This window comes from Borrelia tillae (assembly GCF_055693965.1).
In genome coordinates this window covers 340,700-359,688 of the sequence record NZ_CM146346.1, presented here as the reverse complement: position 1 = coordinate 359,688, position 18,989 = coordinate 340,700, and the positions used below count along the sequence as shown (strand labels likewise).

At 29.7% G+C, this 18,989-nt stretch carries 15 protein-coding genes and 3 pseudogenes; 12 read left to right on the top strand and 6 right to left on the bottom strand.

All coding sequences use genetic code 11. The features are described from left to right. The first annotated feature begins 73 nt into the window (after window positions 1-73). Together ACWUD1_RS01760 and rpmB are read left to right on the top strand one after the other, a co-directional pair. The gene (locus ACWUD1_RS01760) at window positions 74-1,633 is read left to right on the top strand and encodes a hypothetical protein (RefSeq protein WP_472756821.1); all 1,560 of its coding nucleotides are present in this window, start codon (window positions 74-76) and stop codon (window positions 1,631-1,633) included. A 9-nt stretch (window positions 1,634-1,642) separates the two neighbouring features. Next, window positions 1,643-1,921 (top strand): 50S ribosomal protein L28, encoded by a 279-nt coding sequence (gene rpmB, locus ACWUD1_RS01755; RefSeq protein ID WP_472756820.1) that lies wholly within the window; start codon window positions 1,643-1,645, stop codon window positions 1,919-1,921. A 24-nt stretch (window positions 1,922-1,945) separates the two neighbouring features. Here rpmB and amrB read toward each other — a convergent pair whose 3' ends face one another. From amrB to ACWUD1_RS01740, 3 genes are all read right to left on the bottom strand, one after another. Then, on the bottom strand, window positions 1,946-2,695 hold the full coding sequence (amrB, locus tag ACWUD1_RS01750; RefSeq protein WP_472756914.1) for an AmmeMemoRadiSam system protein B: 750 nt from the start codon (window positions 2,693-2,695) through the stop codon (window positions 1,946-1,948). 5 nt (window positions 2,696-2,700) lie between these two features. Then, complete coding sequence (gene pyk / locus ACWUD1_RS01745; RefSeq protein WP_472756819.1) at window positions 2,701-4,134, bottom strand: pyruvate kinase; 1,434 nt, start codon at window positions 4,132-4,134, stop codon at window positions 2,701-2,703. Window positions 4,135-4,274: 140 nt separating this feature from the next. Then, window positions 4,275-5,693 carry an NFACT RNA binding domain-containing protein gene (locus ACWUD1_RS01740; RefSeq protein ID WP_472756818.1) on the bottom strand — a complete coding sequence of 473 codons (1,419 nt, stop codon included), beginning with the start codon at window positions 5,691-5,693 and terminating at the stop codon, window positions 4,275-4,277. Between the two features lie 176 nt (window positions 5,694-5,869). Between ACWUD1_RS01740 and ACWUD1_RS01735 the strand changes: the two genes are divergently transcribed. From ACWUD1_RS01735 to rpsI, 9 genes and pseudogenes are all read left to right on the top strand, one after another. Continuing rightward, a complete protein-coding gene (locus ACWUD1_RS01735; protein ID WP_472756816.1) occupies window positions 5,870-6,520 on the top strand; it encodes a LolA family protein in 651 nt (216 codons plus the stop codon). An 11-nt stretch (window positions 6,521-6,531) separates the two neighbouring features. After that, complete coding sequence (locus tag ACWUD1_RS01730) at window positions 6,532-7,734, top strand: helix-turn-helix domain-containing protein (RefSeq protein WP_472756815.1); 1,203 nt, start codon at window positions 6,532-6,534, stop codon at window positions 7,732-7,734. Next, a complete protein-coding gene (locus tag ACWUD1_RS01725; RefSeq protein WP_472756814.1) occupies window positions 7,734-9,836 on the top strand; it encodes an ATP-dependent helicase in 2,103 nt (700 codons plus the stop codon). Before ACWUD1_RS01730 ends, ACWUD1_RS01725 begins: the two co-directional genes overlap by 1 nt. Before the next feature lie 14 nt (window positions 9,837-9,850). Then, the gene (gene gatC, locus ACWUD1_RS01720; RefSeq protein ID WP_472756813.1) at window positions 9,851-10,126 is read left to right on the top strand and encodes an Asp-tRNA(Asn)/Glu-tRNA(Gln) amidotransferase subunit GatC; all 276 of its coding nucleotides are present in this window, start codon (window positions 9,851-9,853) and stop codon (window positions 10,124-10,126) included. Window positions 10,127-10,137: 11 nt separating this feature from the next. Further along, window positions 10,138-11,583 carry an Asp-tRNA(Asn)/Glu-tRNA(Gln) amidotransferase subunit GatA gene (gene gatA / locus ACWUD1_RS01715; protein WP_472756812.1) on the top strand — a complete coding sequence of 482 codons (1,446 nt, stop codon included), beginning with the start codon at window positions 10,138-10,140 and terminating at the stop codon, window positions 11,581-11,583. After that, complete coding sequence (gene gatB, locus ACWUD1_RS01710; RefSeq protein WP_472756811.1) at window positions 11,573-13,030, top strand: Asp-tRNA(Asn)/Glu-tRNA(Gln) amidotransferase subunit GatB; 1,458 nt, start codon at window positions 11,573-11,575, stop codon at window positions 13,028-13,030. Before gatA ends, gatB begins: the two co-directional genes overlap by 11 nt. After that, window positions 13,023-13,808, top strand: a complete 786-nt coding sequence (locus tag ACWUD1_RS01705) for a hypothetical protein (RefSeq protein WP_472756810.1) — start codon at window positions 13,023-13,025, stop codon at window positions 13,806-13,808. Before gatB ends, ACWUD1_RS01705 begins: the two co-directional genes overlap by 8 nt. A gap of 79 nt (window positions 13,809-13,887) precedes the next feature. Continuing rightward, window positions 13,888-14,336, top strand: a pseudogene (gene rplM / locus ACWUD1_RS01700) (50S ribosomal protein L13). Between the two features lie 10 nt (window positions 14,337-14,346). Next, window positions 14,347-14,754 (top strand): 30S ribosomal protein S9, encoded by a 408-nt coding sequence (gene rpsI / locus ACWUD1_RS01695; RefSeq protein ID WP_472756809.1) that lies wholly within the window; start codon window positions 14,347-14,349, stop codon window positions 14,752-14,754. A gap of 124 nt (window positions 14,755-14,878) precedes the next feature. Here the strand turns inward: rpsI and eno are convergent, their stop codons facing one another. Then, window positions 14,879-16,177, bottom strand: a complete 1,299-nt coding sequence (gene eno / locus ACWUD1_RS01690) for a phosphopyruvate hydratase (protein ID WP_472756808.1) — start codon at window positions 16,175-16,177, stop codon at window positions 14,879-14,881. Window positions 16,178-16,302: 125 nt separating this feature from the next. On the opposite strand from eno, the gene ACWUD1_RS01685 reads away from it, so the two are divergent. Further along, entirely contained in the window at window positions 16,303-17,058 is a 756-nt protein-coding gene (locus ACWUD1_RS01685) for an early set domain-containing protein (protein WP_472756807.1), read from the top strand. Between the two features lie 57 nt (window positions 17,059-17,115). Here the strand turns inward: ACWUD1_RS01685 and ACWUD1_RS01680 are convergent. Beyond that, window positions 17,116-18,110 (bottom strand): annotated as a pseudogene (locus tag ACWUD1_RS01680) (ATP-binding cassette domain-containing protein). Next, window positions 18,111-18,987 (bottom strand): annotated as a pseudogene (locus ACWUD1_RS01675) (ABC transporter ATP-binding protein). Window positions 18,988-18,989 lie beyond the last annotated feature (2 nt).

Sequence of the window (18,989 nt, the reverse complement as noted above, 5' to 3'; positions counted from 1 at the left end):
TTTATAGTTATTTTATAATTTTAGGTCTACTTAAAAGTTGTGTATTTTATTCTAAAAGGGAGAGTGGCTAAGGTTGGGTTTAGTTGATTTTTTAGTTTCTATTTTCGGAAGGGAACTTACTCCTGAGCAAATTAAGCAAAGGAGATTGAAAGAAGTGAAAAGTACTTTAAGTAAATCAGGTAATTTTTTTAATGCTTCAAAAATTCAGGCCTTGCCTCAATTTGCTAAGTTTATCTATAATTTTTATAGATCTTTCTTTCCTTTTAAGTTTTTTATACAAAGGTATCGTAACTCAAATAAAATAATTCATTTTGTTGTTGAAAAGTATTTAAGTGATCCTCAAAGACAAGCTTTGGAATGTATTTATTCTTTTTCAGCTAATGATGCAGTCAATTTTACACCTGATATGTCTAATAATTTAGAGAAAAATTTGAACTACTTATTAAAAGGAATAAGCCAAGAACAAGTTAGGTTAATAGATGAAACTTGTGGAGCTTTGGATCTTTTTTTTGATTTGGCTTCATATCAATATTATTCGATTATAAAAAATTTTGATAGTTTGTTTCCAGAAGGTGATTTTATATATAAACCAAGGTTTAATGCGGTTAGTTGTGGTGTTATTCTTGATGATATTAAAGATTTTTTGGAGTGTATCTATTCTATTAGGGATATTTCTGTTTGGAGGAATCTATACGATATTCTTTTAGAGGTATATGGAGATAGGGATAATTTTCCTCTTAAGCCAAATATTTGGCTTAAAATGATAACTTCTATAATTGAGATAAATAAAACTAAAGAAATTTTATATCTTATAAGGTATGTTAGTGGTGATCCTGATTATTTGCCTATGTCTGGTATCAAGAAATCTAAAGCTAAGGCAAAATTATTTTTTAGTGAGCTTTCTAAGCATGTTTCAAATGAGATATCAAAAATTGAACTTTTCCAAAAAAATAGCAAATCTAGGATTTTGGCAGGAAAATTATTTCCTGGAGTTACTTTTTCAATTTTAGATAATTATAATGAGCATATGAATTCTAAGATTACATCTAGAATTGTTAGTACTACTGGATATGTTTATTCTGATATTTTAAGTTATTTAAAAACTCATGCAGTTAATTTTTTGAAAAAAGATTTAAGTGATATTATTAATATTCTTATTATTAAGGGACAATGGAAAGATATGGAAGTATCTAGGGATATTTCCAATGATATTCATTCTTTAGTTAGTATTTATACGGGTCTTACTGATTTTGATAATAATCTCGGAGAACAGGGTACTTATGGAAAGAGAATAAATGCTCTTTTGCATAGAGTTTCTGTTGGCGACAAATCATCAGAAAAATTGCTGCTTAATATCATATCAGACGTTAATAAGAAAGCTTTGGCTTTATTAGATTCGTATTATTTAAAAATAAATTCCTTAAAGCGACGTCTAAAGGATTGTTTAGAAGATTATGTTAAACCTTCTTCAGAAAAGGAACTTATTTATAATTGGAAAGAACTTGATATTGATCTTATAAAAAGTTGTGGTAATAATACGAATTTTGGTAATATAATTAAAAATATAATTGATAGTTTGAATTTATTTTTGAAGCTAATGGATTTATATCTAGAAAAGAAAAATACAGTTTAGGAGATTTATATGGGAAGAGAATGTGAAATAACAGGCAAGAAGACGATGTTTGGAAACAATGTTCCAAGAAAAGGACTCGCTAAGCGGAAGGGTGGGGGAGGACAACATATTGGCGTAAAGACCAAGAGGACTTTTAAAGTGAATTTAATAAATAAGAAATTTTTTGTTCCTGAACTTGGTAAAAATGTTAATATTAAGGTTTCTGCAAGTGCTTTAAGAAGTATTGCAAAGGTAGGTCTTAGTGTTTTTTTGAGGAAAAATTGCAAAAGATTAAAAGATTTTGTTTAAGAATATGTTTTCTATTGTGAATTTTCAGTTTATTAATATGTTTTCTATTATGAAGTATTCATTATCGTTCTTAATAAGCTTGTAGTCTATAAATTCAAAACTTTGAAAAAGTTTATGTATTATTGTTATTGCGCTTATATTTTCAGGCAATATTTTATGCGTATTGTGATATTCCAAGAAAGTGGATGAGCTTAAATTTAATGTGTTTAAGAGTTTTTTTAAAGTTGTTGCCAATTGAATGGTTTTATTTAAGTTCGTAGAGCGTGCGGTAAAATGAGATAAAAATATAAAGGAATTTTGTTCTTCTATTACAAATGGCTTTAAAAATTTACTAAATTCTATTAAGACTTGATTGTGAGGTTTGCCCAAGATAATGGGGATTATTTTTATGTCTTGTGCTATATCCTTAACGAAATTTAATACAAGTTCAATTTTATGATCATTTTGTATTATTTTGTCTTCTATGTTTATAAATTCCATATTTTTCATTAGGTTAATTATATCTAGATTTACATCAATTGTTTTATTAAAGAAATTCCAAGCTTTATGATCTGAGATATTAATCTTTGAATTTTCTTTTGTTTGTGAAAATACAAATACGTTCTTTGTATTATGTGTTATTAGCTTTTGAAATAAATCAATCTTACTTAAGAAAAACTCATAGTCACCATAACTTGTCAGTAGTGCTTTATGAGTTTTTCTTTTATTTAGATTTAATAATGTTTGAAAAGTATTAGTTGAATAAAATATGTTATCAACTAAACTATGCCTTATTTTATCTATACTTTGTGTCCTTTAATTGATTCTTCTACTGTATTTATTTCCATAAATTCTGTACCTTTATTGGTATCTCTATTTGGATTTCCAGAGATAATTACTATGATATCTGAATTTTTAACTATCCCTTGCGTTTTAAGCATTTCAATAGAAGTTGCTACAAATTCGTTTGTTCCCTTGAAGTTATGCTCTACAAGATTGGAATAAACACCATAGGAGAGTGATAATTCTCTTGCTATTCTTGCGTTATTTGTTGTAATAAATAAAGGCACACTTGCTCTGTATGTCGCCATTATTCTTGCACTCCTTCCCTTGAGTGAATCAACAATGATAGCTTTAACTGGCATTATTTTGGTTGCATCAATTGCACATTTAATAATGTAGTTTCTAATAAGTTTTTTACTGCAGAAAATCTCATCTTGAAATAGTGTTTTTTCTCTATATTTTTCAACTTCTATAGCAATTTTAGTCATCATCTTAACAGCTTCGACTGGGTATTTTCCATAAGCCGTTTCACCAGATAACATAATAGCATCGGTACCATTTAAAATTGCATTAGCAACATCAGACACTTCTGCTCTTGTGGGCCTTGGATTTTCAATCATTGTGTGAAGCATTTGTGTTGCAGTAATAACAGGTATTCCATATTTAATGCAGGTTTTTGTTATTTTAATTTGTGCTAAAGGAACATCTTCAGCAGGAATTTCAACTCCCATATCACCTCTTGCGACCATGATTCCATGAGCAGCTTTTGCGATGTTTTCGATATTATCAATTCCTTCTTGATTTTCAACTTTGGCAATAATTTTAACCTCTGGGTTTCCAGCAGCGTTTAATACATCTTGAACGTCTTGAATGTCTTTTGCATATCTTACAAATGAGTGGGCAATAAAATCAATATTATATTTGGCCGCAAGTTCAATAAATCCCTTATCTTTTTCAGTAACGGATTTTAGTTTAAGTGAAATACCCGGTGTATTGATTGATTTTTTATTTTTGATTTGACCATCATTTTTAACTTCACAGATTAATCTGTCTGCAAGTTTTTCAATAACAATCATTTCAAGTTCTCCATCATCAATAAGGATTTTTGATCCGTTTGGAACTTCATTTACAAATCCGTTATAATTAGTTTGAAATGTATTAGGATCATTGATAGGAGATGTTGAGATTGTTATTTTGTCTCCTATCTTAACGATGATAGGTTGTTCAATATTGGCTGTTCTGACTTCTGGACCTTTTGTATCAATCATTAAGGCTATTTTATTTGAAACTTGCCTTACATTATTGATTACCTTTATTGCATCATCGTGAGTTTGATGAGCAGTGTTGAGTCTTATTACATTTACCCCTGCTTCATATAGCTCTTTTATGTGCTCTGGATCACATCTAAGGTCAGATATTGTTGCTACTATTTTTGTTAATTTTTGTATCATTATATTTGTCTCCTACACTACAGTATCTACTATTGTACTTAAATTTTATGCTTTTTAATCTTCAATAACAATCTTTTTGAAAAACTAGTCATTGTATTTTAAGATTAAATCCACATTTATTGCAAATAAGTATTACAAACTTAATTCTTATTTTTTAGTTTACTCAATATTTTTGCATCTAACTTAATATTTAAGTTTTTTTCCCTATGAGGTATTACAAGTCCTTTTTTACCACCTTTGACTCTTCTTAAGTGTTTAACATTAGTATAATGAAGGCTGGCTTCACCTGTTTGTCTTGCGCGTTTTGTATGAAATACACATAAGTTACCAGCATCTATTAATACTTCCAAAGGAGGTGTTTTATCCTTTTTATTTCTGATAAATACGTAAGCACCAGGATAATCCCTTGTGTGTAACCAATAATCGTTTCCCTTTGCCCAACTTCTTAGAAGTTCATCATTTTCTTTTGCGTTTCTGCCTACTACAATTTCAAATCCATAAGAGGAAAAATGGAGTCCAATAGATATATTTTTTATAGTTTTTCGTTTTTTATGCGTTTCATTTTCTAAGATGATACAGTCTTTTTCGTTTATATAAGCTGTTTTGGATAGTAATATGTCGTATTGTGTTTGTGCATGTTCTAATTGTTCTTGTATGATTTTTATGGAATTTTTATTTTTTTTATATTCTTTAAAATATTTTAAGGCATTTTCCTGAGGATGCAATGTTTGATCTAACATTATTTTAATTTGTTTTCCATTGTGATTGTTTAAAGTAATTTCATTCATTCCTTTTTTTATTTTGTTAATATTTAACAAGATCATTTCTCCTTTTTCTTTTTGACTCTCAATTTCTTCGGTTGAGTTTATTTGTTTTTTCAGAGAATTTATTTTATTTTCTAAATTTATTTTTTCTTTTTCATATTTTTTCTTAAATAGTTCTATGTTATGTAATTGTGTTTCTTCTATTGCTAAGTTATCGTAATACTTTTCAATGAATTCAGAGTAAGACAGTTCATTATTGTATTCATCTTTGAGTTTGATTTCTTGTTTATCAGTTATATCATTATTTTCAATAATTTTTTTGATTGTTGTGAATATTTCACCTGTAATTTCTTTTGAATTTGGTCTTCTATAATATGCATCAAGAATTTTAAAATTTGTGTCTGTTGCAATTATATTGGGAGATGATGGCCATAATTTTATGAAGAGCAGAATGGTTGTTTTATCTTTGAGTACTTCAATTAAAATGATTCTTTCATTTTTTATTTGATATGCTGCAGATATTTTGCCATTTTGGACTTTTGATTTTAAGAATTCAAAAAATCTTAAAGGGGGTTTGATATTTTCAAATTTTTTACTTGTTTTATGCATTCTTGTTTTCTTGGAGTCTAGAGCAATCAATACATTAAATTTTTTTTCATTTATATCTTTTATATCTTTATTATAAAATTCCATAACTAAAATTTTGTGATTGGGTTGTTTTATCTTTCTTAAAAATGAATTTCTTAATGGAAGCTCTTTAAGTAGTACATTGATTTCGCTATAGTTTAATGACATTGTTTTCCTTTCTGTCTTTTACCAAATATTGTTTATTATTAGTTTGTAAAATGGTATATTATAGATAATATTTAATTATAGCAAGTTACACTTAATAAGTATAAAAGTAAAACTTAAAATTTATTTGCTATGCAATTTAGGGTTAATTTAACTTAAATGATATACGAGTTTTTATAATGAAAAGAGTAATATTAATTTTATGCCCCTGTTTGATTTTTTCTCAAGTGTCTTCTAACCAATATTTTGAAGATATTTATTCAAAGTATCAAGATATAAAAGATATTCAAGCCAAAATTAGTCTTAATATAAAAGGGTTAAAGCAAACAGGAACCTTATTATATAAATTTCCCGATAAATTTATTGTTAACTTAGATTCAAATAATCAAGTGTTTGTAAGTGATGGCGAAGTTTTAACGGTTTATGTACCATCCCTTGGTACATCTTTTAGACAACAGTTGACTATAGGAAAAGGGGGCGGTGGTTTTATGAATATTTTAAGTACTGAATATAGTGTGTCTTATACTAATTCTCCCAATTTAGAACCTCTTGATGAATCAGGGGGGAGTACAGAGAGTGTTATGAAATTGACTTTTTCAAGGCGACTTTATAAAGGTGCTGCTACGATTGATTCTTTTATGATTGCGTTTATGCCAAATGGTGCGATGAGAAGAGTTATTGCTTATCCTACAGGTGGTGGTCGTGAAATCATCATTGATCTTTTGTCTGTAAAGTTTAATGTTGGGATTTCTGATGGTAGATTTAAGTATGATTTGCCGAAAACTTCAAATAAGGTGGATAATTTTTTATACGATATTAAAAAAATTTGAGGTATTAGAGGATGGAAGGAAATAATTTCATTAGATTTGGCGATTTTTTAAAGAAGACCCGTATTGATAAGGGTTTAACTCTTGATATTATATCTGATGATATTAAGATTTCTGTTAAATATCTTAAGGCACTTGAAGATTCTAATATCGAAGTGTTTCCAAATGAAGTTTTAGCTGTGGGATTTTTGAAAACTTATAGTGAGTATTTAGGAGTTGATATTTGGTATGTTTCCTCTCTTTTTAAAGAATATAAAAGAAGACTTAATAGTAGTTATATTGGAATTAAGATTGAAAATCATAGTACCAGTCCAAATTTTATTAATGAAAGTAGACTTGGGAGTAAGTACTTAGATGCCACAAAGATAAATTTTAATAGAACTATTAAAATAATAGCAGGAATAATGACTATTGTATTACTGATTATTTTAATTTTGAATTTTAGTGGGGTTAAACAATTTGTAGGTAAAATTTTTAAAACAAATCATATTACAAAGAGAGATGCAGAAGTACATGAAATTGTGTTTGATAGAGAAAATTTTTGGAATGTTGCCCTTGGAGATGGTGATTTTTTATCTTTAAGATATGGAGACATTATTGCAAAATATAAGGTCTTTTTTGTGAATGATGATTTGGTTATTAAAAAAAATAATTTGAAGAATGGAGGCTATGTTTTTAAATTAGGTAAGTCTCAAGAAATAGCTTTAAATGATGATATCAAAGTTAAAATTGTATATGACAATTATTCTCAAGGTGATATTAGGAAGGCTCATGTAAGTTTAGAATTTTTTATGCTCAATATTGAGTATGTACTTGAAACTAGTCTTGCTAGTAGGTTTAATATTTTAAATTGGGGATTTGAAGTCAGTGGTCCTAAGAGTAGGACAATTAGTGAGTATCCTACTTTATATTCTGCTCAGGATATTTCATCTGTTAATTTAGAAATTAATTTTTTAAATGATACATTTTTAAGATATGCTGATGAAGATAGCCTTTATGGCAAATCTTTGCTTGCATCTAAAGGTATTCCTTTACGCTTAAATTTCAGAAAGTCTTTAATTTTGTTTTTATCGAGACTCTCAGATGTTAATATTGTCCTTCAAGGTAAAGATATTACTTCTATTTTGAAAAATTATGGAAGAGAGATAATGGCAGTGCAATTTTTTTGGTTAAAAACCCCTGGAGGTTTTGATCTTAAAGTTTCTGAAATTTACTAATGGACAGGATAGAAAACTTTCTTTTTGGGTTAAATTCTGTTCAGAGGCAAATTGTTTTTGATGATACTAAAAAACCTGTATTAGTTTTAGCAGGTCCAGGAAGTGGCAAAACTAGGGTTATAACAGCCAAGATAGCTTATTTAATAAAAGAAAAGAATTTAAGACCAGATGAAATTCTTGCTTTAACATTTACAAATAAAGCCGCAAATGAAATGAATTCAAGATTAAATTATCTTTTTGATTTGAATAGGACTTTTCATATTCAGACCTTTCATTCTTTTTGTGTTTGGCTTTTAAGAGTTTATTTTAAAGAATTCGATAGGAATTATGATTCAAATTTTACAATTTGGGATAACAATGACGTTGTAAGATTTATTAAACAAATTGGGCTTGCTTCAACCATTGAACTTTCAAAGGCTAAGGCGTCTTGTATACTTAAGCATAAAGAGTGTTGTGTTTTATGTGACTGTGGTTGTTCTTGTGCGATTGATGTCAAAAAAGGTAGGGATATTGAGTTTTATGATCAAGCAAAATCCAGAAACAATGCTTTTGATTTTGCTGATCTTGTTCTGAAAGCTACTTTAATGTTAAGAGAATGTGAAAATATAAAGCTAAGAGTGCAGAGGCGATTTAGAGCCATTCTTGTAGATGAGTATCAAGATACTAATTGTTTACAGTTTTTATTTTTAAAAGAGCTTTATTGTCAAGATATGTATTTTATGGTAGTAGGAGATGAAGATCAGTCCATTTATTCCTTTAGAGGAGCCAGGATTGAAAATATTCTTGACTTTGAAAAAGTGTTTAAAGACGTATCTAAGTATCATCTAGTACAAAATTACCGTTCCAGTTTAAGTATTATTAATGTTGCAAATGATGTTATTTCAAAGAATAAGAATCGATATGAGAAGATAATAACTACAGACAATAGTATGGGAAGAAAGGTAAAATTTTTTGTTTTTCAAAACCCGACAGAAGAGGCTGATTATTTTGCTAATTATTTTTTAAAAAATGAGCTTGAGACAGCAATTCTTTATAGGTTTAATTATCAATCTTTACAGTTTGAGAGAGCTTTTTTAAAAAATAATATCCCACATAAAGTATTGGGTTCAATTAGGTTTTATGAAAGGGAAGAGATTAAAGATATAATTTCTTTATTAAGACTTTTTGTGAATAAAAGGGATAAGATTTCTTTTTTAAGAGTCATAAATAAGCCCGCTAGAGGAATCGGAAAAACTACTACAGATAAAATAATTGAGATATTAAATGATAGGGATATTGATTTTGATTTGATTCTTGCAAGTAAAAGAGTTGTTAAAAGTCTTAAGGGTAAGTCAAAAGATTCTCTTATGGCTTTCTTAGATTTGTATGACGAACTAGCAATAGAGATACAAAAAGATTTTTATGTAAGTTTATCGAGATTTATTCACGATGTTGTAATTAGATTTGGATTTTGGGATTATTATCAAAAACTTGATAAGGAAGAAAAATCTAGGAATATTGATGAACTTATTAATAGTGGAGTTGAGTACTCCGGCAATTTAGATGGTCTTGTAATATTTTTGGAAAATTCATCTCTTTCGCCCTTAATTCATGGAGATTTTCAGTCTAGTGTACTACTCTCTTCGATTCATGGAGTTAAAGGACTTGAGTTTGATAGAGTGATAATATCTGGTCTTGAGAAAGGTTTTTTGCCTGCTGAAATTGAGGTATTAACTGCGGATAGACTTGAGGAAGAGAGAAGACTTTTTTATGTTGCTATTACGCGGGCTAAATCTGAACTTATTGTCACAATGAATTTGCATAGGTTTTTTGGAGGGATGCTAAGAAATACAGCCATGTCAGTATTTTTTCAGGATATTAAAAAAGAAAATTATGATATTGTTTTTGTTCCGGAAGGTTTAAAAAATAATTTTAAGTATTTAGTTTCAAAAAATTGTGTTAAAAGCTTTAACATTGGAGATTATATAACTTATAATGGTGAGGATGGATTCATTATTGACAAATGGTGTCAAGATGGTGAACAATTTATTAAGATTAGTTTAAAAAATGGAAAGAAAGCTATTTTGAGTGCCAGTTATATTAGGGGATGTTTAAAGATTTAGAAAAGAGGTGAGATTTGAAAAATATTCATTTAGAAGATACTTTGAAGTTAAGTTTATTGAGATTAAGTAAGAGTGAAGAGCAAAAATTTGTCGTAAAATTTGAAAAAATTATTGCTATGTTAAATAAAAGTTCTGATTGTGATGTAAATAATGGTTTTCAAAGAAAGATATGTAATCTTTCTGATTTAAGAAATGATGAGGTTTTGCCTTCTTTAGCTATTGAATCTATTAAGAAGTTTAGTAATGTATTTGTAGATGGTTATTTTTCATCACCTAAGGTATTTGAGTAGGGAGTATTGGGTTGGATTTAAGAGGTTTTAGTTTAGTAAGAATTAGAGATTTAATATTAACCCGTAAGTATAAAATTTATGATATTATTTTTTTTTATAAAGAGCTTTATGAAGCGAATAAAGATATTAATGGATATATTGAATTTTTTGATGACGCATTAGAATTGGCTAAAGAATACGATGATCTTTTAGTGAAAGGTAAGGGGCAGGATTTGCCTTTAATTGGTATGCCCATTGCTGTTAAAGATAATATTTCTATTAAGGATAAAAGTTTGACTTGTGCATCTGAAATTTTACAAGGATATGTTTCTCCTTATGATGCAACTGTGATTAAGAGACTTAAAGATAATGGCGCAATTTTGATTGGTAGAACGAATATGGATGAATTTGCAATGGGCTCTTCATGTGAATTTTCTTATTATGGTACTACTCTCAATCCTCTAAATAAGAAATATGTTGTGGGTGGTAGCTCTGGAGGCTCTGGAGCTGTTGTTGCTGCCAGTCAAGCGCCTTTTGCACTTGGTAGCGATACTGGAGGTTCTGTTAGGCTTCCTGCGTCTTTTGCAGGTTTGATTGGTTTTAAACCTTCTTATGGAGGTTTGTCTCGTTATGGGCTTGCATCATATGCTTCATCCCTTGATCAGATAGGATTTTTTGCTAACTCTATTGACGATGTCGCTTTAATATTGAAATATACATGTGGAATTGACAAAATGGATGCTACTAGCATAGATATTATACCAGACCCTTATCCATTATTAAGTAAGCCTTTGAAAGGGACCAAATTGGCTGTAATTAAGGAGCTTCGTGAAGATTTAATGGAGGGCGAGATTGCTAATGAATTTGATAAATTTAAATCTGAGTTGTTGAAAAGAGGAGTTGAAATACATGAGATTTCAGTGGAAGAAGTTAATTTTGTACTTTCTCTTTACTACTCGGTATCCCCAGTCGAAGCTGCGTCTAATCTTGCACGATATACTTGCATTCACTATGGAAAGCGATTGAACAATAATTTAAGTTTTAATGATTTTTATTGTGAGCATAGGAGTTGCTTTTTGCAAGAAGAGGTAAAGAGGCGTATTGTGCTTGGTAATTATTTATTAACAAAAGGTTATGATTTGCAATATTATGAAAAGGCTTGTAAGATTATTGAAAATGTATTGATTCCAAAATGTAATGAGGTTTTTAATAGTTGTTCATATATTATTATGCCTACAAGTTTTATGAAACCTTTCAAAATTGGTGAAAATTTTGATGACCCTACAAAAATGTATTATTCTGATTTATGTACTGTAATTGCCAATCTTATTGGAGCCCCTGCAATTTCTATTCCCTTTGCTAAGGATAATATGGGATTGCCTATTGGTATGCAAATCATTGGGCAGGCGAGAAGAGATTTTGAGCTTTTAAGTTTTTCAAAAAATATCATAGAGGAATTGGGATTAAATGGAATATAAATTGCTTGTGGGTTTGGAAGTTCATGTACAATTGGGATTGAAAAGTAAAGCTTTTTGCGGATGTAAGAATGACTTTGGAGGCATTCCAAATTCTCGTACGTGTCCAACATGTCTTGGATTGCCTGGGGCACTACCTAGTGTTAATAAGGAACTTATTAGTAGTGCGATTTTAGCTGGGCATGCTACTAATTCTAAGATTCGTAATATTGTTAAGTTTGATAGAAAGCATTATGCTTATCCCGATTTACCTAAGGGATATCAAATATCACAAAATGATGAACCAATTTGTGAGAATGGATTCATCTTAATTGAAACCAGTTCGGGTTTAAAGAGAATTAATATTGATAGGATACATATGGAAGAAGATTCTGGCAAAAGTTTACATTTGCTCGAGAGTGATAACTCAAGTTATATTGATTTTAATCGTTCAGGTGCACCATTGCTAGAAATTGTCTCAAAACCAGATATTAATAGTGGAGAAGAGGCCATAGCTTATTTGACTGCTTTGAGAGAAATTTTTAGGTATCTTGAGTTGTCTGAATGTAACATGGAAAACGGATCGTTTCGTTGTGATGTTAATGTTAATTTACTTATTAATGAGAGTGACAATGAGTATAAGACTCCTATTTTTGAGATAAAAAATTTAAATTCTTTTAAATCAGTAAAGTTGGCAATTAATTATGAAGAGTCAAGACAAAAAGAGGAATGGATTTTACATAGAAAGACTTTAAATAGTGTGGGTAAGCATACAGTGGGATTTGATGATAAGAAAGGCATTACTATACTTCAAAGGAGCAAGGAAACAGCGGATGATTATCGTTATATCAAAGATCCTGATTTACCTTTGATCAAGCTTGATGATGCTTATATTGCAAGCATAAAGGCTGATAGAATGGTAGAATTGCCTTTTGATACTCGTATTAGATTAAAAGAGCAGTATGGTCTTAGTGATTTTGATGTTATAACTTTAACGTCTGACAAGAATTTGGTTAAATATTTTGAAGAAGCAATTATAGGGTCAAGTGATCCTAAGAGAGTGGCGAATTGGATATTGTCTGAAGTATTAAGCGTATTAAATGATAGAGAGACAAGCATACTTGATTTTAAATTGCCACCATCCTATATTGGTGGACTAATTGATTGTATTGTGAGTGGTAAGATCAGTGGTAAAATTGCAAAAGAAATATTTTTAGAAATGATTGATCGTAATGTATCTTCTGACATCATTATTAATGAAAAAAATTTAAAACAGATAAATGATAAATCCTTAATTGAATCAGTTGTATTTGAGGTATTAAATGAAAATCCCAAATCGATTGAACTCTATAAAAAGGGTAAAGATCATGCAATTAAGTTTATGATGGGTCAGATTATGCGTAAAACCTCTGGAAAGGTGAATCCAATTCTTGCAAATGAAATTTTAATGAGCAAATTAAGGGATGTATAGTAAATCTTTATTGAGTTGCTTACCAATAATTAAAAGAGCAAGGTTTTTTTATCTTTATGATGTTAATGGTAATAGGTATTTAGATTTATACTTAAATGGTGGACTAAGCTTTTTAGGGCATAGAGTTCAAGGTTTAAATTTAATCTTGAAGCAAACTTTTTCAAGAGGTCTTACTGCTTCTTATCCTTCCATTTTTAGAAAACAATTTGAAAATGTCTTTTTTTCTTTTTTCAAAGAAGCAGGTTCTGTTTATATTTTTAAGTGTGAAAGGGATGCTAAGGATTTTTTATTGTCCTTAACAGGTCAACGCTGTTTTAGTAAGCCTTGGGAAGAAAAACAGGGTATATATGAATTTAAAGTTGGATTTAGTAATTTTAGGTATCCTATGTTTATCAAGCTTCCAATGCCCGGATGTTTTTCTATCAGTATTGTCATAGTGGATAATTTATCTAGAAAAATGGAGTTTAGAGATGCTTTTGATGCTTTAACTTTAGCAATAGCTAGACATATGCTTATCAAGATTTTATCTTATGAAAAGGGTTTGCAAATTAATTTTAATGTTTTTGCTACGCCTATGTTTAAGTTAATTAATAGATATATGTTTCCTGTTTATAAGGCTGAGTATCATGATTTAGTGTTTAATGAGTATTTAAAACATGGATATTTGCTTAGTCCTTTTTTTGATATTCCATCGCTTGTTCCTTTAAAATTTTCTAAAGGAGATTTGGATGGGTTTAAAAAAGTTTCTTTAAGCTTGCAAGATAAATTGAATAGTTAGTGTTGACAGATTAATTTACAAATAATACAATAGAAAGGTATAATTTTGTAGAATATCTAAGTGAGGGCTGTGTACTATTATGAATAGGATAACTAATAATAAGACAATATGGATTAAGCCTAAATATGTAGAGAAAAAATGGTATGTGATTGATGCAGCAGATAAAGTTCTTGGTAGAATTGCTACAGAAGCTGTTAAGATTTTAAGAGGCAAACATAAGCCTTATTATACTCCCCATCAGGATCTTGGTGATAATGTTTTAATTATTAATGCTTCAAAGGTCAAACTTACTGGTAAGAAATATTCTCAGAAAATTTATTATAGACATTCACGATATCCTGGGGGTCTTTATTCTGATACTTTTAGAACATTATCTGAGAGAAAACCAACCGCTCCTCTTGAAATAGCTATTAAGGGCATGTTGCCAAAAGGAACTTTGGGACGTGAGCTTTTTAGAAATCTTAAAGTTTTTGCTGATTCTAATCATACGCTTAAATCTCAAGATTTTATAAATTAGAAGCAAAGTAAGAGAGGCAAAATGATAAAGTCCGATAAGAGTATTAATTTAGGAATGGGTACAGGAAGGAGAAAGTCTTCTGTTGCTAGAGTTTATATTAGAGAAGGTAATGGTGACATTAAGGTCAATAATAAGGATTTTGGTTCTTATATGCAACTTGAAAAGTTAAAGACAGTTTCTCTGTCACCGTTAGTTTTGACAAATGCTCTTGGAAAATATAACCTTTACATTAATGTTTATGGTGGGGGTATTTCAGGTCAAGCTGGTGCTATTAGACATGGTATTGCAAGAGCACTTTTTGATCTTAATGACGAGTATAAAATGGTTCTTAAATCCAATGGGTTTTTAACAAGAGATTCCCGAAAGGTTGAACGTAAAAAGTTTGGCAAAAAGAAGTCTAGAAAGAGTTTTCAATTCTCCAAAAGATAAGACAGATAATAATTTATTTTATATTTTATATGCAAAATGCCCTCCTATGAGGGCTTTAATTGTATTTTTTATATTAAAACATCTTAATGTTTCCATTATTGTTTACGAAATGGATAAATGTTTATTATTTTTTAATAGAATAAAGGACATTTTTTCCATGGTATTCAGCAATACTGCCTAGTTCTTCTTCTATTCTGAGTAGTTGGTTATACTTAGCTATTCTATCTGTTCTTGATAGAGACCCTGTCTTAATTTGGCCTGTTCCAAGTGCTACAACAAGATCTGCAATAGTTGTATCTTCTGTTTCTCCCGAACGGTGTGATACTATTGCGGTATATCCTGCTTTTTTTGCCATTTCTACAGCTTCAAAAGTTTCAGTTAATGTTCCAATTTGATTTACTTTAATTAGAATTGCATTTGCAACTTTCATTTCAATTCCTTTTTTAAGGAAAGATGTATTTGTTACAAATAAGTCATCTCCAACAAGTTGAACTTTGTCTCCAATTTTATCTGTAAGTTTTTTCCATCCATTCCAATCTTCTTCAGCCATACCATCTTCAATTGATATAATAGGATATTTTTCTACCCATTTTGCCCAATATTCAACCATTTCGTCAGAAGTAAGTTCTTCTTTTGTTGACCATTTAAATACATATTTTTTTGTTGCTGGATCATATAATTCAGATGTTGCAGGATCAAGAGCTATGGCAATATCTGTTCCCGGTGTATATCCCGCACTTTTGATAGCTTCCATAATGACTTCGCAAGCTTCTTCGTTTGATTTTAAATTTGGTGCAAAGCCACCTTCATCACCAACTGCTGTTGCATATCCTTTTTTGCTTAGAATACCCTTAAGTGTGTGGAAAACTTCAGTAGACATTCTTATTGCATCACTAAAAGTTTTTGCTCCGATTGGTATTATCATAAATTCTTGAAAATCAACACAGTTATCAGAATGAGCACCACCATTGATAATATTACACATAGGTGTAGGTAAAATGTTGGCTTTGTAGGCACCAAGATATTGATAAACTTTAAGTCCAAGGTGTTCAGCTGCTGCTCTAGCTGTAGCCATTGAAACTGCAAGGATAGCATTAGCTCCAAGTTTTGATTTGTTAGGAGTTCCGTCAAGTTCAAGCATTTTTCTGTCAATTTCAACTTGATTTAAAGCACTCATTCCTTCAAGCTCTGGAGATATAATATTGATTATATTTTCAACTGCTTTGAGTACCCCTTTGCCCATATAAACAGCTTTGTCACCATCTCTTAATTCAACAGCTTCATTTATACCTGTTGATGCACCCGATGGAACAGCTGCTCTGCCTATCGAACCATCCTCCAGTATTACGTCTGCTTCAACAGTTGGATTTCCCCTTGAGTCAATTATTTGCCTAGCTTTTATTTCATAAATATGAAAGCCCATTTTATGCTCCTTATTGGTTAATATTTGTATATTTACTTTAGTATATATTTTTAGTATAATAATAAATTATATAAATGTGTAGTATTTTGCTAAAAGAATTGTCTATTAAGTTTGGCAATTAAGTCATGAAAAGAACTGTTGGATGTTTATTTTATTTTATATTTTTTGTCTTTAGTGTTGTTAATCTTTATTCAGAAGTTTATGTGATTAAAAATTTTGATTTATCATTAAATGAATTTCTAGAAGTTTCAACAAGGAGGGACAATTTATCACCAATTGTTGATTCTAAAAGGGTTATCATGTTTTACCCTCCGAATAAGAATATTAGAAAAATATTTGCTGCTTTTGATTTTGATAGTTATGTGAAGAAATATTTATTTAAAAAAAATAAGTATGGACTTTTTTTTGTTAAAATCAATCTTCCTCATGGAATTAGTAAAATTAAGTATAGACTTGTTGTTGATGGTATTTGGACAAATGATGAATATAACAAAAATGTAGTGGTTAATAAAGATTTAATACGATTTTCTGTAATTGATATAGGTATGAGTAATAGTTATGTCTCTTTGAGAAATCCAATTGATTCTTCTGATGGAAGAGAAGTTGAAATTTTTTATATAGGGCGTCCTGGTCAGATTGTTACAATAGCTGGCAATTTTAATAATTTTAATCCATTTTTAAATAGGTTGGTTGAACAAGAGCATCACAAAGGCGTATATACTATTAAACTTAAAGATCTTCCTAAAGGTAGAATTTATTATTATTTTGTAGATTCTGGAAATAAGGTTATAGATAAAAATAATGTTAATAGGATTAATCTATATTCAGTTGAGGGTATTGCTAACAAAATAGATTTTGAGGTATCTTATTTTGACAATTAATTTTTATAAAAAAAAGACCCAAATCCAATTCTATGTATCTAAAATTTAGAATAAGTTCTAAGTGTTGTTTTTATTGAGTAAATTATTCATCTCATCGAATAGGTATCTAGATACAAAATGGTCTTTTTCTACTTCCTCCAGAGATGCATTTTCTGCTGTTAAAGAAGTATTTTGTATGGTTGTGAGTAATGGTTCATCAAGTTTGATGTTCTTGATTTTGTCATGAGTTTTTTCAAAATCAATTTCAGGAATAGATGATATTAATGTCTTTGTGTATGGATGTCTGGGATTTGAAAATAAAATTTCTCTAGGTGCAATTTCTAGAATTACTCCCATGTACATTACAGCAATTTTATCACTCATATATTTTACTACTGCCAGGTCATGTGAAATGAAGAAATAAGATAGTTTCAATTCTTTTTGTAGATCTTTAAGCAAATTTAAAATTTGTGCTCTTATGGATGCATCAAGAGCAGATACAGCTTCATCTAGCAGTAAGAGTTTAGGATTTAAAGCAAGTGCTCTTGCTATGCCTATTCTTTGTCTTTGTCCCCCTGAAAATTCATGTGGATATCTGGATAACATGCTTTTTGAAAGTCCAGTAGATCCATTAATTCATTTACCCTTTGTTCTATTTCTTGTTTAGTTTTTGGCAAAATTTTATTTTCATTATATATCACTAATGGTTCCGATATGATTTCTTTTATTGTCATTCTTGGATTGAGAGATGTATGTGGATTTTGGAATACCATCTGCATGTCCTTTCTTGTTTTGAGGAGTTCTCTTTTTGATAGTTTAGTAATGTCTTTTCCATTGAAATATATGCTACCAGATGTTGGTTTATAGAGTTGCATTATTGTTCTCAATGTTGTTGATTTGCCACATCCAGATTCCCCAACAAGTCCTAATGTTTTGTTATATTCAACTTCAAAACTGATACCATTTATGGCATTTACTTTACGTGTATTTTTCCAAAATAAGAAATCTTCACCAATTGTAAAGGTTTGTACTAAATTTTCTACTTTAAGAATTATGTTTTTTGTATTTTTCATTTAATTTTCCTTAATCTTATTTGTAGCGATATCTCCGACAGGATGATCTTTAATTGAATAAAGTTTTTCATTGGGATTCTTATCAAGAGTAAGTATTGATTTTAATAGCCCAATTGTATATGGATGTTTAGGGTTTTTAAATATTTCTTGTACGGTACCCTCTTCAACAAATTGTCCTTGATACATTACAGAAACCGAATCACAAATTTCTGCAACTACCCCTAAATCATGGGTTATTAATATAGTGGAAGTGTTGAATTTTTTAGATAAGTTTTTTATAAGTAGTAATATTTGTTTTTGAATTGTAACATCAAGAGCTGTGGTAGGTTCATCTGCAATTAATAATGATGGATGGCAACTGAGGGCCATTGCAATCATAACTCTTTGTCTCATTCCCCCTGAAAATTGATGAGGGTAGTGTTTTATTCTCTCTTCTGCATTTACAACACCAACTGTTTTTAACATTTCTATTGCTTTCATCTTTGCAGATTTTTTATCTAGTTTTTGATGCAGTCTGATCGTTTCTTCAATTTGCGTAGAGATTCTTAAATATGGATTTAAAGAAGTCATTGGATTCTTGAAATATCATTGCTATTTTATTTCCCCTGATATTTTGAAGTGCCCTTTCGTTGAGCTTTAGTAAGTTTTGACCTTCAAATAATATTTCTCCATTTCTATATACTGTGGTAGTTTCAGGTAACAATTTTAGTATTGCCATGCTTGTAACAGATTTCCCACTTCCAGATTCCCCAACAATAGCTCTAATTTCGCCTTTTTTCATTTTTAGATTTATGTTGTTTACAGGATGTACTGTCGTATGTTTTAATTTGAAATCAATTGTTAAGTTTTTTATGTCTAGTATGTATTCTGTGCTCATCT

Excerpts from the sequence above, each read along its gene's own strand:
- rpmB (WP_472756820.1), top strand. The coding sequence starts at position 1,643 with ATGGGAAGAGAATGTGAAATAACAGGCAAGAAGACGATGTTTGGAAAC.
- pyk (WP_472756819.1), bottom strand. The coding sequence starts at position 4,134 with ATGATACAAAAATTAACAAAAATAGTAGCAACAATATCTGACCTTAGA.
- ACWUD1_RS01740 (WP_472756818.1), bottom strand. The coding sequence starts at position 5,693 with ATGTCATTAAACTATAGCGAAATCAATGTACTACTTAAAGAGCTTCCA.
- ACWUD1_RS01735 (WP_472756816.1), top strand. The coding sequence starts at position 5,870 with ATGAAAAGAGTAATATTAATTTTATGCCCCTGTTTGATTTTTTCTCAA.
- ACWUD1_RS01730 (WP_472756815.1), top strand. The coding sequence starts at position 6,532 with ATGGAAGGAAATAATTTCATTAGATTTGGCGATTTTTTAAAGAAGACC.
- ACWUD1_RS01725 (WP_472756814.1), top strand. The coding sequence starts at position 7,734 with ATGGACAGGATAGAAAACTTTCTTTTTGGGTTAAATTCTGTTCAGAGG.
- gatB (WP_472756811.1), top strand. The coding sequence starts at position 11,573 with ATGGAATATAAATTGCTTGTGGGTTTGGAAGTTCATGTACAATTGGGA.
- ACWUD1_RS01705 (WP_472756810.1), top strand. The coding sequence starts at position 13,023 with ATGTATAGTAAATCTTTATTGAGTTGCTTACCAATAATTAAAAGAGCA.
- rpsI (WP_472756809.1), top strand. The coding sequence starts at position 14,347 with ATGATAAAGTCCGATAAGAGTATTAATTTAGGAATGGGTACAGGAAGG.
- eno (WP_472756808.1), bottom strand. The coding sequence starts at position 16,177 with ATGGGCTTTCATATTTATGAAATAAAAGCTAGGCAAATAATTGACTCA.
- ACWUD1_RS01685 (WP_472756807.1), top strand. The coding sequence starts at position 16,303 with ATGAAAAGAACTGTTGGATGTTTATTTTATTTTATATTTTTTGTCTTT.